8 protein-coding genes are annotated in these 12,498 nt (G+C 62.0%); 4 read left to right on the top strand and 4 right to left on the bottom strand.

Features of this window, described 5'->3' with window-relative positions; all coding sequences use genetic code 11:
• Nucleotides 1–631 precede the first annotated feature (631 nt).
• Together AXF13_RS00150 and AXF13_RS00145 are read right to left on the bottom strand one after the other, a co-directional pair.
• Complete coding sequence (locus AXF13_RS00150) at nucleotides 632–1,624, bottom strand: hypothetical protein (protein WP_062251186.1); 993 nt, start codon at nucleotides 1,622–1,624, stop codon at nucleotides 632–634.
• Between the two features lie 88 nt (nucleotides 1,625–1,712).
• On the bottom strand, nucleotides 1,713–4,379 hold the full coding sequence (locus AXF13_RS00145; RefSeq protein WP_062251185.1) for a valine--tRNA ligase: 2,667 nt from the start codon (nucleotides 4,377–4,379) through the stop codon (nucleotides 1,713–1,715).
• Nucleotides 4,380–4,417: 38 nt separating this feature from the next.
• On the opposite strand from AXF13_RS00145, the gene AXF13_RS00140 reads away from it, so the two are divergent.
• The gene (locus AXF13_RS00140) at nucleotides 4,418–5,767 is read left to right on the top strand and encodes a hypothetical protein (protein WP_062251184.1); all 1,350 of its coding nucleotides are present in this window, start codon (nucleotides 4,418–4,420) and stop codon (nucleotides 5,765–5,767) included.
• Between the two features lie 159 nt (nucleotides 5,768–5,926).
• On the opposite strand, the gene AXF13_RS00135 is transcribed toward AXF13_RS00140, so the two are convergent.
• Together AXF13_RS00135 and AXF13_RS00130 are read right to left on the bottom strand one after the other, a co-directional pair.
• Entirely contained in the window at nucleotides 5,927–8,314 is a 2,388-nt protein-coding gene (locus AXF13_RS00135; RefSeq protein ID WP_062251183.1) for a hybrid sensor histidine kinase/response regulator, read from the bottom strand.
• A 127-nt stretch (nucleotides 8,315–8,441) separates the two neighbouring features.
• On the bottom strand, nucleotides 8,442–9,422 hold the full coding sequence (locus AXF13_RS00130; RefSeq protein WP_062251182.1) for an AEC family transporter: 981 nt from the start codon (nucleotides 9,420–9,422) through the stop codon (nucleotides 8,442–8,444).
• Nucleotides 9,423–10,177: 755 nt separating this feature from the next.
• Between AXF13_RS00130 and AXF13_RS00125 the strand changes: the two genes are divergently transcribed.
• The 3 genes from AXF13_RS00125 to AXF13_RS00115 all read left to right on the top strand — a co-directional run bounded on the left by AXF13_RS00125 (nucleotide 10,178) and on the right by AXF13_RS00115 (nucleotide 12,485).
• Complete coding sequence (locus tag AXF13_RS00125) at nucleotides 10,178–10,753, top strand: hypothetical protein (RefSeq protein WP_008682257.1); 576 nt, start codon at nucleotides 10,178–10,180, stop codon at nucleotides 10,751–10,753.
• A gap of 170 nt (nucleotides 10,754–10,923) precedes the next feature.
• Nucleotides 10,924–11,247 (top strand): ArsR/SmtB family transcription factor, encoded by a 324-nt coding sequence (locus AXF13_RS00120; RefSeq protein ID WP_062254637.1) that lies wholly within the window; start codon nucleotides 10,924–10,926, stop codon nucleotides 11,245–11,247.
• A gap of 194 nt (nucleotides 11,248–11,441) precedes the next feature.
• On the top strand, nucleotides 11,442–12,485 hold the full coding sequence (locus tag AXF13_RS00115) for a permease (RefSeq protein ID WP_083521898.1): 1,044 nt from the start codon (nucleotides 11,442–11,444) through the stop codon (nucleotides 12,483–12,485).
• Nucleotides 12,486–12,498 lie beyond the last annotated feature (13 nt).

The following is a 12,498-nucleotide window of genomic DNA, read 5'->3' as shown; positions in this document are numbered from 1 at the left end:
CTGTCGGCTTCGGTTGGCGGGGCCGCGCATGCGGCCACCCGTAAAACGACGCAACGGGACGCCCCTCGTCGGAACATCCCGTTGTTGTGCCGAAAGCCCTTTATTGTAGCATAGTGATAATGCCCGCTTTGTCAATGCGCGGTCCGTCCGGCCGAAAATGGCGCGGGGAGCGGAAAAACGGCGGCTGACGGACAGAGAGCGGTGCGCCGTGAACCCCGTTGCCCGAAGGACCGGACGGCTCCGGCAACGAGTTCAAAAATGGACGAAGGCTGAACAATCTATTGAAACATTACGCCTAGAGGGTGTCGCCATGAGATGGATTTTCGTGTTATATCAAGGGGAAAGAGCCTGTTATGAAGGGAGTGTACTCTTGCCTCAGCCGTTGCGGCGAAGCTGCTTACGGATGAGGACAGCAGAGCTATGGTACTCGACCGGAATAAAAGGCGAATTTCGACGCAGAGATAACCGAAAAGACACTCATGACGACACCCCCTAGAGCATTTTTACTTTGAAATTACTCTAACGCCGCACACGGTGCGGCGCGCCGCGAAGCGGCGTGGATTCTGGCGAAAACCACGTTTTTCGCCAGAATGCCGACTTTGAAATTTGTAAAATTTCAAAGTTAATCTGCCTAGGGGCAGGGCGTCAAAAACGAGGCCCTCTCCTCGCGCACAATGCCCAGAACTTCCTCCATCTGGGCCAGGCTCGGGCGGCCGTGATTGCTCGCCAACAGGCGCAGCAGGCTGTCCACGGTCTCCAGGCGGGTTGCGGCGAAGCGCGCGTTCCCGAGCAGGCCGCGCCGCGCCAGCATCTCCACCAGTTTGCCCTGACTGGCGCTCAACGCCGCATGCACCTTGTGGAGCGGCTCCAGGGTGTCGCTTTCAGCGGCGGCCAGCACCATGACGGACGTGGTATACAGGCGCTCCAAAAAGAGGCCGTAGAGATGCGCGCCCAGCAAGCGCAGATTGGCCTCGTTTTGCGAGGCCGCCGCCAGCATGGCCCGTACCTGGGACTCGCTGCGCCGGACAATGATCTCCCGCCCGGCCGGGCCGGTGGGATCTTTCGCCAAGACGTTCTTTTCCTTGGCGGTCAGAACGGGCAGATGGGTCTTGGGGCTCAGTTTGCGCAAAAGGCGGTTTTCGCGCGCCGCGTCCTCGGCCTTGCCGAAAAACAGGGCGTAGGCCTGATCCGACGCCGCCATGCCGCTGAGCACCGCCGCCTGATCCCGGTCGCCGGGCTGAGGGCAGATGTCCTTGGGCACGGTCAGGCCCTCCTGATAGGCAAAGCCCGCGGCCTTGAGCAGGCCGATGTCGTCCAGACTCCGGCGCAGGGCCCGGATGTCCAGCAGGGGGCGCATTTCCTTGACCACGGCGGCGGGAGAGGCCTGCCCGCCGGATTTGACGGACGGCAGATCCATGCCGTCTTCCAGGCCGGGAGCGGGGTCGGCGGAATCAGGCGCGGGCGCGCCCTTCTTGTCCCAGTCCGGAGCGGGATGCGCGGCATCCTCTGCGCTTTGGCCCGACACGGCGGCCCTGGCCCGCGACACGGGCCAAGACAGCGCAACAGCCAGGGAGAAAATCAGGACAAGGGAAACAATCGGGATACAACGTACGAAACGCGGCATGCTGCCTCCGGGCGCGCGCCGGAAGCGGGCGGCGCGCTCGCGGAAAAAAGGGGAAGCGGCCCGGCCCGCCTGGGCCGGGCCGCCGGGATTATTCTTCGGCCAGGGCCTCGGCGAAACGGGCCCGCAGGGCCTGCAATTTGGCCTTGGCATCCAGCAACTGCCCGGCGCGTTCCCGTTCGCGCGCCACCACTTCGGCGGGCGCGCGGCTCACAAAGCTCTCGTTGCTCAACTTCATGTTCACGGCTGTCACGTCTTTTTCCAGCTTGGTCAGTTCCTTGTCCAGGCGCGCCAGCTCACCGGCCAGGTCCACGGCCCCGCGCAGGGGCACGATAACCTGGCAGCCCTGGACCACGGCCGAGGCCGACGCCTTGGGCGCGTGCACTTCCGCGCCCAGTTCCAGGGATTCCAGGCGGGCCAGGGTTATCATCAGGCACCGGTTTTCCTCCAGCAGGGCGGCCTGTTCCTCGTCCACGGGATGGAGCAGCAGGCTTACCTTGTGGCTGGGGCTGATGCCCAGTTCGGCCTTGATAGTGCGCACGGCCACAATCACGCCCTGGATCAGCTCCATGCGGCAGGCTTCGCTCTCACGCGCGCAGCCGGGGCGCAACGAGGGATAGGGCTCCAGGGCCAGATCCGTGGGCTGTTCCCCGGCGGGCACGGGCAGGGCGCGCCAGATCTCGGCCGTGACAAAGGGCATGATGGGATGCAGCAGCACCAGCAGTTCGCGCAGCGCCAGCCAGAGCACATACTGGGCCGCGGCCTTGCGCGCGGGGTCGTCAGACTGCATGTCGGGCTTGATCAGTTCCAGATACCAGTCGCAGAACTCGTTCCAGAGGAATTTGTAGCCGAGCTGGGCCGCGTCATTGAAACGATAGTCCGCAAGGGCCTGGTCCATGTCCAGCTTGGCCATTTCCAGACGGTGCAGAATCCACTGATGGTGCAGGCCTCGCACATTTTCCAGGTTCACGGGCGCGGGCGCTTCCTCCGGCAGATTCATCAGGGCGAAACGCGCGGCGTTCCAGAGCTTGTTCACAAAGTGGCGATAGCCTTCGATGCGTTCTTCGGACAGGCGGATGTCGCGGCCCAGAGCCGCGAAGGCCGTCAGCGTGAAGCGCAGGGAATCGCAGCCGTATTTCTCGATCATGACCAGCGGGTCGATGACGTTGCCTGTGGATTTGGACATCTTGCGGCCCGTGGCGTCGCGCACCAGGGCGTGCAGATAGACATCGCGGAAGGGCGCCTGCTTCATGAAGTGCAGACCCATCATCATCATCCGGGCCACCCAGAAGAAGATGATGTCAAAACCCGTGACCAGCACCGAGGTGGGGTACCAGCGCGCCAGCTCCCTGGTCTGTTCCGGCCAGCCCATGGTGGAGAAGGGCCAGAGCGCCGAGGAAAACCAGGTGTCCAGCACGTCCTCGTCCTGCTCCAGATGATCCGAACCGCACACGGGGCAGACGTCCGGGGCCTCCTCGGCCACGATCAGCTTGCCGCAGGCTTTGCAGGTCCAGGCCGGAATGCGGTGGCCCCACCAGATCTGGCGGCTGATGCACCAGTCGCGGATATTGTCCAGCCAGTGATAATAGGTCTTGAGCCAGGATTCCGGAAAAATTTTGGTCAGTTCCGGCACGGCGGCGCGCGCGGCCGGGGCCATTTTGGTGGTGGCCACAAACCACTGGGTGGAGACGTGCGGCTCCACCACCGTATGGCAGCGGTAGCAGTGACCCACGGCATGCTCCAGTTCCGCCACGTCCACAAGGTCCCCGGCGGCTTCGATATCGGCCACGATCCTGTCCCGGCACTCCTGCTTGGTCAGGCCCGCATAGGGACCGGCCTCGGCTTTCATGACGCCGTTTTCGTCAATGACCTGCACGAATTCCAGATTATGCTTTTTGCCCAGCATCCAGTCGTTGTGGTCGTGGCAGGGCGTCACCTTCAGCGCGCCGGTGCCGAACTCGCGGTCCACATAATTGTCCGCGATGATCGGCACTTCGCGTCCCAGCACGGGCACGCGCGCGGTCTTGCCCACCAGACGGGCGTAGCGTTCGTCCTCGGGATGCACGCAGATGGCCGTATCGCCGGGGATGGTTTCGGGCCGGGTGGTGGCGATGACGATGGAGCCCGAACCGTCCGTGAGGTGGTAACGCACGCTCCAGAGCCTGCCCCTGCTCTGCTCGTGTTCCACTTCGTCGTCGGCCAGGGCCGTGTGGCAGCGCGAGCACCAGTTGATAATATAGTCGCCTTTGTAGATTAGTCCTTCATCATAGAGTTGCACAAAGACCTTGCGCACCGCCGCCGAAAGCCCTTCGTCCATGGTGAAGCGCAGGCGCGTCCAGTCCACGGAGCAACCCAGAGCCCCGATCTGATCCAGGATGCGGTGGCCGTAGTCCGCGCGCCATTCCCAGACTTTTTCCACAAAGGCTTCGCGGCCCAGATCCCGGCGGGTCTTGCCCTCTTTGGCCAGGGCCCGCTCCACCACGTTCTGGGTAGCGATGCCCGCGTGGTCCGTGCCCGGCACCCAGAGCACGTTCTTGCCCTTCTGGCGGGCGTGACGGCAGAGCACGTCGATGAGCGTCAAATTCAGGGCGTGGCCGATATGCAGGGCCCCGGTGACGTTGGGCGGCGGAATGACGATGGAATAGGGCTCGCCGGGCGCGTCCGGGTCGGGCGTGAAGGTTTTTTTCTCTTCCCAGTGCTTGCGCCACCGGGCTTCCACGTCATGGGGCTCATAGCCCTTGGGGAGGGTATCCGCCATCTTGCTTTCTCCGTAAAAGGCGGCGATACTGCGCGCCTATGCAGCCCGCGCAGCCGATTTACATGTTATGGGACGCGTCCCACATCTGGGGCCTCATGGCCTGGCGCGCGTTGCGCGCCCTGGGACTGTCCTGCCGCCTGGTTAAGGGCCAAGAAATAGCCGAAGGCGCGCTTTTAGGCAAGCCGGGCTCTTGCCGGGCATACGAAAGCGCCGTCCCGCCCCCGTTGCTGGTGGTGCCGGGCGGCAACGCCCGGCTCAAGGCCCTGGCCCTTGGCGAAGCCGGGCGCGCGGCCGTGCGCGCCTATCTGGAACAAGGCGGCGGCTATCTGGGCTTCTGCGGCGGCGCGGGCCTGGCCCTCAGCCACCGCGACCCGCGCGACGGACTGCAACTCTGCCCCTGGTCGCGCGCGGCCTATCCCCAGCGCCTGCATCATCTGATTTCCGGTCATGTGCGGGTGCGGGCCCGCGCCGGGGAAGAACTTTCGCCGCCCGGAATTCCGCCCCTGCTTCCGGCGGGAGCCGCCGGAAGCAGGAACAACGCGCCCCTTTCCCTGCCGGTCTGGTGGCCGGGGCGTTTCGCGCCGGAAAACACGGAAGAAGTGTGTGTGCTGGCGGCCTATGACGCGCCGGACGCGGATTTCTGGCTGGCGGACCTGCCCTTGCAGCGCATTCCGGCGCATGTCTTCGAAGCCTGGCAGGCCCTGTACGGCATCAATCTTTCAGCGGACTTCCTCACGGATCAGCCCCTGGTGGTCAGCGGCGCGTACGGCCAAGGCCGCTACGTGCTGAGCTACTCACACCTGGAAACCCCGCAGAGTCCGGACGCCAACGCCTGGTTGGCCCATCTCCTGCGCCGCCTGGCGGCCCTGGAGCCCCGGCGTGATCTTGTGCCGGGCTGGGAGCTGGGCGAACCCGTACCGGCCTGGCCGGACTACACGACGGCGATGCCATTGCTGGACGCCCTGCGCCGGACCCACGCCCTGCTGGACCTGGCGGTTGAGCATCACCTCTTTTTCCGGCGCGCGCCCTGGCTCTGGGGCTGGCGCACGGGCCTGCCCGGCGCGGCCTGCAACAATCTGCACGCGGCGCTTTGCACGGCCGTGAATCTTGCGCCTTCCGGCGAGGCCCTGGACTACTGGCGCGACGTTAGTTCCCGTTTCGCGGAGCTGAGCTCCCTGTTCGCCGCCGGGGCCGAAGGCTATCTGCTGGCCTGCCGCCTGGCCGAAACCCTCTCTCCCACCCTGCCCGACGCCGTGGACCAGCGCGGCCTCGACAACCAGCGCGAAGCCCTGTTCGGGCACCCCATGCACGGCGGCGGCCTCATTGAGGAATTGCTGACCATCACGGAAGAACTGATCTACCTCTCGCAGGAGGCGCGCGGCGCCTGATACGCCCGGGGCGGGCGGCGGAATTTCACGCAACTTGCTTTAAAAGCATCTGTTTTCAAAAGCTGAAACGCTGCCCCGTTCACGGTAAAAACGCGGTTTTGCCGTGCCGTCGGGCGCGGACGGCCGCCTGAACACTCTGATATTCAATCTCAAAGTACGTTACTTCCGGCGCATGAGCCTGTCGATCAGCCTGTACATCCGCGCCAGATCCACGGGCTTGGCGAGATGGGCCGACATGCCCGCCTCATCGCAGGAACGGACGTCTTCATTCAGGACGGCGGCGGACATGGCCACAATGGGGACGGACCGCCCGTCGGCGCGGCTCAAGGCGCGGATGCGCCGGGTGGCTTCCAGCCCGTCCATCACCGGCATCTGAATGTCCATGAAAATAATGTCGTAAAGGCCTTCGGGCGAGGCCGCAAAAATTTCCACCGCCTGGCGGCCGTTTTCGGCCACGTCCACAACGCCGCCGACTTCGTTCAGAAGCGCCATGGCTATCTCGCGGTTCAGGACGTTGTCATCCACCAGCAGAAAACGCTTGCCGCTGAAGTCATATGCCGCCACGGCGGCCGGAAGAACCGTTTCCCGCCGGTGCGTTTTGGCGATGCACTCTTTCAGGATATGAAAAAGATTGGATTTCATCAGCGGCTTGCAGATAAAACCGTCCACGCCCGCACCCAGGGCCGCCTCTTCGTATTCCGTCCAATCATAGGCCGAAATCAGAATGATCGTCACCTGCGGTCCCACACAGGCCCGCACCAGCCGGGCGGTTTCAATGCCGTCCATGCCCGGCATCATCAGGTCGATAATCACCGCGAAAAAGTCCCGGCAGGCATCATGGGCATCCCGCACCCGCGCCACGGCATCCGTGCCCGACAGCGTCCACTCGCTTTTCAGGCCGATTTCGTCAAGAACCCGGCAGGCGTTCCGGCAACAGAGCGGATCATCGTCCACCACCAATACGGGAAGATCCGGCAGCACGCCGGCGTCCGCCTCATCCCGTTCCCGGCATTTCAGGCACATGGTCGCCGTAAATCGCGACCCCTTGCCGTACTCGCTCTCCGCGCTGATGTCGCCGTTCATCATCTGCGTGATGTTCCGGCTGATGGCCATGCCCAGACCCGTCCCCTGGATATCGCGCGTCGCCGCGTCGTCGGCGCGCTCAAAGGGTTCGAAAAGTTTACGCATGAACTCCGGTTTCATCCCGATGCCGTTGTCCGCAACCGTAAATTCAAACCGCGCCACGCCCGTGCCTTCGGAGGGATATTCCGTGATGTCCAGGCCGACCCGCCCATTGTCAGGGGTGAACTTGACGGCATTGGAGAGCATGTTCAACAGAACCTGCTGAATCCGCTGCACATCGCCGACGAGTTGCTCATGCTTCAGGCTATGGACATGAATGTCGAAAGTGTGCCGCTTTTCCCGCACCGAGCCTTGCACCATGGCCACCAGCGACTGGAGCAGGTCCCCCATGTTGAATTCCTCTTCGGCCAGGAGCATCCGCCCGTTTTCAATGCGCGCCATGTCCAGCACCTCATTGATCAGGCCGAGCAGCAGCCTTGAGGAAATCGTAATTTTTTCAAGGCAGTTGCGGACGCGGTTGTGATTGTCGAGGTGCAGGCCGGCGATGGCCGTCATGCCGATGATGGCGTTCATGGGCGTGCGGATGTCATGGCTCATGCGGGAAAGAAATTCGGATTTCGCCTTGTTCGCTGCCCTGGCCGAGAGCAGGGCCTCCTGCAGCAGCTTGCGCTGCCGTTTTTCCTCGCGTACCTCGGTAATGTCCGTCCGGGTCAGCAGAAGAATGCCCCGGGCTTTGTCAAAATAGCTGAAACGCAATTTTTTATCGCGCGATGCGCCGTCCTCAATGACCGTGCAATAGGCCACATATTCGCCTTCACGGGCCAGCACCGGCAGGACGTGGTCAAGCCGGAGCCGTCGCGTGAGATCGTCCCGCTCGCCTTCCGGCACATGGCGTCTGTGAAATTCCTCCACTTCCCGCGTGTAGTCGTCGCTGGCCACCGGCGGCACCGGCGTTCCGCTCTCTCTGTTGGAGGCGTACATGACATAACTGTTCTTGTCCGCCTCAATATATACCACATAATCGTATTCGGTGCGCACCGCGGCTTCCACGATCTTTGTGCGCCGGACCTCGTTGGCGTCACGGCTGAGCAGCAGAACGCGGTCCGGCTCGCCGCGCGAGTCCGTCAACAGGCTGAGGCAGGCCTCATGCCATTCAAAGCCGAACAGGCCGTTGCGAAAGCGCATCTCAAACTTTTTTTCCCGACAGCCGGAGGCGGCCATGCCGCAAAGCGCATCCCAGGAGAGCAAGGCATCCCATCTGGCCCGGTCGGGAGGATAAACACAGGTGTCCGCATAGAGATGGAACAGTTCGCTGTACGGCCTGCGCGTTTCCGCCAGATCAGGCGTCATGCTGTCATGGACAATGAACACACTGTCTTCGGTCAGGGATATTTCCCATACGGTATCAATAAAATTCCGGGAGCCGTCCATTAGTTCACGCAGAGTCAGGGCAGAGACATTCATACAGTTCTCCCGGCATCCCGCAGGATATGGATGTGTGAAGCTGAAAACAGGCCGCTTTTTCAGGCGCGCGGCACGTTATCGGCTAGTCTGCCGCTAAAGGAGGACGGAGTACAGTTTTTTCGGCGCGTCAGATCATGCCCAGGCGCATGAACAGCCAGACAAAACCGGTCAGCGTGAACATGCTCAGGGCATTGGAGAGCACGGCCGTGAGCGCGGATTCCTCGGGCACGGCGCCGTAGATCTCGGCCAGGACCGTAACAATCAGGGCCGTGGCCGTGCCGCTCATGATCACGCCGATAGCCAGCCAGGCCCCGGAAATGCCCAGCAGCCACATGATGGCCCAGCAGAGCAGCGGATGCAGCAGCAACTTGCAGGAAATCAGCCAGACCTGGCGCAGCGCGGCATGCCCTTCGGCCCGGTGCATGGCCAAAGCCAGTTTTTGCCGCAGATCCAGCCCCAGGGCCAGCAGCATGCAGGGGGCCGCCGTATAGCCCACCAGACTGACCGTGCGGTCCAGCGGGGCCCAGAGCCCCAGGCCGGACAAGGACAGGGCCACCCCGGCCAGGGTGGCGAGCAGGATGGGATTGCCCAGGATAAAGACCCGCAGCAGGGTCGCGACCCTGGAACGTGAGCCGTCGCTCCAGGCCGCCGCCCCGGCCAGCATATCCAGCCGGGCCTGCCCCATGATCATCACGATGTTGGTGGTCAGGGTGGCCAGGCCCGCGATGAGCAGGGCCTCCTGATTTCCGGGCAGCAGATTGGTCACAATGGGCAGGCCCACAAAGGCCGTATTGCAGGCGCTGCAGCTCAGGGCGGAGATCACGGCCGGGCCCGCGCCCCGACGGCAGAAGAGGCGGTCGCCCCAGTAGCCCAGAGCGTAGACGATCAGTTGCGAGCCGATGACCCCGGCCCAGAAGCCGCCGTGGGCCAGATCGCCGGGATGCGCACCGGCCAGGATGTGCAAAATCAGCAGCGGCAGGGCCAGCTTGAGCACATAGACGCCCAGGACCGGGCCCGCGCTTTCGGGCAGTACCTCCCGAGCGCGCAGCAGCACGCCCATGCCGATGATCAAAAAAACAGGAACAACCGCGAACAGGGCTTCCAGCATACACTCCTCCGCCGCGCCGCATGAGCGGCGCGCAACCCGGCTGCCCATGCTCCGTAGCGGCAGGCGGACAACGGCGGGATAATGGCTCCAAGCACGGGCCTTGTCCAGCAGAATATTGTTTGATTAATCAAACAATATTCTGCTGGACAAGGCCACCCCAGGAGCTGTTTCGAAATAAGGATTTTCGTTCTCTTCAGGAAAGGCGAGTCCTGGGCGGGGGAATATATGCAAACCCGACCTTCGCACGGGGCGAGCCTGGCGCCGGCAAAGGCCGAAAGGACAATTTAGAAACGGCTCCCAGGACAGACTAGGGTCTGTTAACACTATAGAATTTTTGTTCGCCTGCAAGGAAGATAAACCTGCTTTGAGGGAGTGTACTCTTCTGGTACTCGACCGAAAAAGCAGGTGAAATCTGACGCGGCAGGAGGGCAAAAAGGCATAGCGTTAACAGGCCCTAACGGAGAATGTACATCGGCAACGGCTTGGAGCCGCCTGTTCAGGTGCCGCGCTTGCCGGGCGTTTCAGCGTTGGGACACCGGAAATGCCGTCAGCCCGATATCATTGCCTACCCTTCGCGCACCCTGAACGATGTTTATGCCCGACAATATTGTTTGAGCAAACAAGCAAAACTTGCCGATAACCATAAAGCGTCTATACTAAAAATTTCCAACCAGGCGGCAGGAGCGACCGTGCAACAGACATATCCAGAGCCACGGCAAAACCGGCTTTGGGCTTCGCAGCTGTGAGGGATCGGCATGCTGAACGAAATGGTGAGAAATTACGGCAGGCTGGGCAAAGGGTTCAGCGCGCGCGACAATATCATCATCAAAGGCACCAAGGCCCTGCATCTGCTCGCGGCCACGGCCTGGGCAGGCGGCGCGCTTTCCATGCAGGCGCTCAGCTTTTTGCGGCTCTCCACCGACAATGCGGCCTTTGCCGCGCAGGTGGCCCGGTGCCTGCATTTCGTGGACACCTGGGTTGTCATGCCCGGGCTTGCGGGCTGTCTGCTGAGCGGCCTGTTCTACTCCACCTGCACGTCCATCGGCTTCTTCAAATTCGCCTGGATCGGCTACAAATGGCTGATCAGCCTCTGCGCGGGCTTCTGGGGAACCATGTTCTGGGGGCCGTGGGGCGACGACCTCATCGCCGTGCTCGTGCCTCTGGGCCTGGACGGGCCGTTGCGCTTCGTGCGGGCCTGCATTTTGCCGGAAAGCATGTGGGAAGGCGCGTTACAGCTGACGGTCATCCTGTCCATGTGCCTGATTTCCGTGTACCGGCCACTGTCGTTCCACCTCGCGCCGCACAGACCGGCGAGCACCGCCAACCATTAGAACATACTACCTTAAACCGCTCTAAGGCGGCCGGAGAGCCTGCCGGAAACATCTTGCCTTCCGGAGCCTGCGGGCATGACCGCTCCTTCCATCCCGCCGCGCGTCAGATTGACGCTTTCGTCTTGACGGAAGAAGGAAAACTGATTATTTGGCTAAAAAGCCAAAAAACCATGGACAGGCATAAAAAATATATTTCGGAGCAAGCCAGAATCTTCAAGGCGCTCGGACATCCGAGCCGCCTGCTCATGGTGGACGCCCTGCGGGACGGCGAAAAATGCGTCTGCGACCTGCAAGCTCTGGTGGGGGACGATATGTCCACGGTCTCCAAGCATCTTTCCGTGCTCCGGGAAGCGGGCGTGGTGGCCTCCGAGAAAAGAGGCACAAACATCTATTACCGCCTGGCGATCTGCTGCCTGGAAACCTTTTTGAAATGCACCGGCGAACTGGTGGAAAAACGCGTCCTGGCGCAAATGGATATGTTGCGCAAGCAATAACTTCCCGCGACAAATTTTTTTGAACATTTCATTGGTAATTTTGCCAATAAGGAAAACTTAACGAGGATCACATGATGGGCAAAAACGCTGTCCCGGCAGCGGAAAAAAAACGGGCGTCAGCTCTCCCGACGCAGTGCGGGTGCCGGGCACCCGCCGCCGCTGTTCGCTCTCCGGTCCCGGTGCGAGTGAACAGAATGTGGTATTTCGGAATCGGCATTGCGGCCCTTGCGCTGTGGTGGGCGGCGTATTCAGTCATTGCGCCCCTTTCACAATGGCTGGCCTATGATCTTTTTTCTATCGGCAAGGGAACGCCATTGGGTGATTCCGTCGAATTCTTTTTCTATGACACGGCAAAGATCCTCTTGCTGCTCGTTCTTATGGTCTATGTCATCGGCTGGCTGCGGGCCGCGATGCACGTTGAGCGGGTCCGGGACTATCTGGCGGGGAAAGGCCGGGGCATCGGCTATGTCCTGGGGGCAGGATTCGGGGCTGTTACGCCGTTCTGCTCCTGTTCCAGCATCCCTCTTTTCCTGGGCTTCACCACAGCCCGGATTCCCCTGGGCATAACCATGGCCTTTCTGATCACCTCGCCGCTGATCAATGAAATCGCCGTGGTCCTGTTGTGGGGACTTCTGGGCTGGAAGTTCACGGTCATTTATGTGGTGGTGGGCATGGTTGCGGGCATTGCGGGCGGAATCATCATGGACGCGCTCCGCGCGGAACGCTGGCTGCAACCCTTTTTGTTGGACGCCATGAAGAATGCGTCTGCCCGGGCAGCCGTTGTGGAAGCGGGCGAAGCTCCGAAGATGGGCCTCATGGAACGCCATGTGTTCGCCTATGCCGAAACGAGCAATATTTTCAAAAAAGTATGGCTGTGGGTTGTCGTCGGCGTGGGCCTCGGCGCCGCGCTGCACGGTTTTGTGCCGCAGGAGTGGTTTACGGAAAACCTGGGCGCGGGCCAATGGTGGTCCGTCCCCGCGGCCGTGGCTATCGGCATTCCGCTGTACACCAATGTCACGGGCATCATTCCGATAATGGAAAGCCTGCTGCTCAAGGGCCTGCCTCTGGGCACAACGTTGGCCTTCTGCATGAGCACCGTGGCGGTCAGTCTGCCGGAAGTGCTCATGCTCAAGCAGGTCATGCGCTGGAAGCTGCTGGCCGTCTTTCTGGGCCTGCTGCTGGCTATCTTCACGCTTGCGGGCTGGCTGTTCAATGTCCTTCAGGTGAACATTTTTTAAGGTCAGGAGAGCG

Origin of the sequence: Desulfovibrio fairfieldensis (assembly GCF_001553605.1) — a bacterium.
GTDB classification, from domain to species: Bacteria; Desulfobacterota; Desulfovibrionia; order Desulfovibrionales; family Desulfovibrionaceae; genus Desulfovibrio; species Desulfovibrio fairfieldensis.
Note: the sequence above shows the minus strand (reverse complement) of the source record. Positions and strands in the feature narration are given on the sequence as shown.